A 1,979-nucleotide genomic window follows, 5' to 3' on the forward strand; every position below is an offset into this window, starting at 1 on the left:
TTTACCCTAAAGACAGCGCGACTTCGACAACATTATCGACGGTAAAGCCGAACAACTTGAACAACTCGCCTGCCGGTGCTGATTCACCAAAGCTGGTCATGCCGACAATCCGGCCATTGAGACCAACATACTTGTACCAGTAATCTGCAATACCCGCTTCAATTGCAACGCGTGCGGTCACCGCACTCGGCAGTACCGCTTCACGATAAGCGGCATCCTGACGGTCAAATGCGTCGGTCGATGGCATTGAAACCACACGGGCCTGCTTGCCTTGTGCGGTTAATTCCGCTGCTGCCTGAACAGCCAAATCGACTTCAGAGCCGGTCGCAATCAGAATCAAATCCGGTGTGCCCTGACAATCTTTGAGGATATAACCGCCTTTGGCAATGTTTGCCACCTGAGTCGCATCTCGCTCCTGCTGAGCCAGATTCTGCCGCGAGAAAATCAGCGCAGTCGGTGCATCTTTGCGTTCAATCGCCAGTTTCCACGCCACTGCCGATTCAACCTGGTCACAAGGACGCCAAGTGCTCATATTCGGCGTCAGACGCAACGAGGCAATTTGCTCAACCGGCTGGTGGGTCGGGCCATCTTCACCCAGACCAATTGAATCGTGGGTGTAGACCTGAATGTTCTGTACTTTCATCAGGGCGGCCATCCGCATCGCATTGCGCGCGTATTCCATAAACATCAGGAAAGTCGCCCCGTAAGGAATGAAACCGCCATGCAGCGCAATCCCGTTGATGATGGCCGTCATGCCGAATTCACGCACACCGTAATGGATATAGTTACCGGACGCATCATCTGCGGTCAGGGATTTCGAGCCAGACCACATAGTCAGGTTGGACGGAGCTAAGTCAGCCGAGCCGCCCATAAACTCAGGGAGTAACTTGCCGAATGCTTCCAGTGCATTTTGTGACGCTTTACGCGATGCAATCGTTGCCGGATTGGCTTGCAGCTCAGCAATGATTTGGCTGGCCTGGGTTTCCCAGTCGGCCGGCAATTCACCATTGACCCGACGCTTGAATTCAGCCGCCAGCTCAGGGTAAGCCGCCTGATAGGCTGCGAACTTCTCATTCCATGCCGCTTCTTTCGCAGCACCGGATTCTTTCGCATCCCACTGCGCATAAATGTCAGCCGGAATTTCAAACGGACCGTATTCCCAACCGAGTTGTTCGCGGGTCGCTTTGATTTCATCTGCGCCCAGCGGGGCACCGTGGCAATCATGCGAGCCGGATTTGTTCGGCGAGCCAAAACCAATCACCGTTTTGGTACAAATCAGCGTCGGACGTGACGTTTCTGCTTTCGCCGCTTCAATCGCTGCTTCAATCGCTGCAGAATCGTGGCCGTCTACCGCCGGAATCACATGCCAGCCATACGCTTCAAACCGTTTTGCCGTGTCATCGGTGAACCAGCCGTCTACATGACCGTCAATCGAAATACCGTTGTCATCCCAAAACGCAATCAGCTTACCCAGCCCCAATGTGCCGGCCAGAGAGCAAGCTTCATGAGAAATCCCTTCCATCAGACAGCCATCGCCGAGGAAAGCATAGGTGTGGTGGTCAACAATCGCATGTTGGTCCCGGTTAAACTGCGCCGCGAGCGCTTTTTCAGCAATCGCCATACCGACCGCATTGGTGATGCCTTGCCCCAATGGTCCGGTGGTGGTCTCAATCCCCGGTGCATAGCCGTACTCCGGATGGCCCGGTGTTTTGGAATGCAGCTGACGGAAATTCTTCAGGTCATCAATCGACAGGTCATAGCCGGTCAGATGCAACAGCGAATAAATCAGCATCGAACCATGACCGTTAGAGAGCACGAAACGGTCGCGGTCAGCCCAATTCGGGTTTTGTGGGTTGTGGTTCAGGTGAGAGCGCCACAGCACTTCAGCGATATCCGCCATCCCCATCGGGGCGCCGGGGTGACCTGAATTGGCTTGTTGAACACCATCCATACTTAAAGCGCGGATTGCATTCGCGAGA

The 1,979-nt window shown here is 54.4% G+C and carries 1 protein-coding gene; it reads right to left on the bottom strand.

Annotation, left to right across the window (positions count from 1 at the left end; translation table 11 throughout):
- Position 1 precedes the first annotated feature (1 nt).
- On the bottom strand, positions 2–1,979 hold a 1,978-nt coding region (gene tkt / locus AC55NX_RS20595; RefSeq protein ID WP_496997431.1), incomplete at its 5' end, for a transketolase.

The sequence above is a fragment of the Vibrio rubrogenes genome (assembly GCF_059641415.1).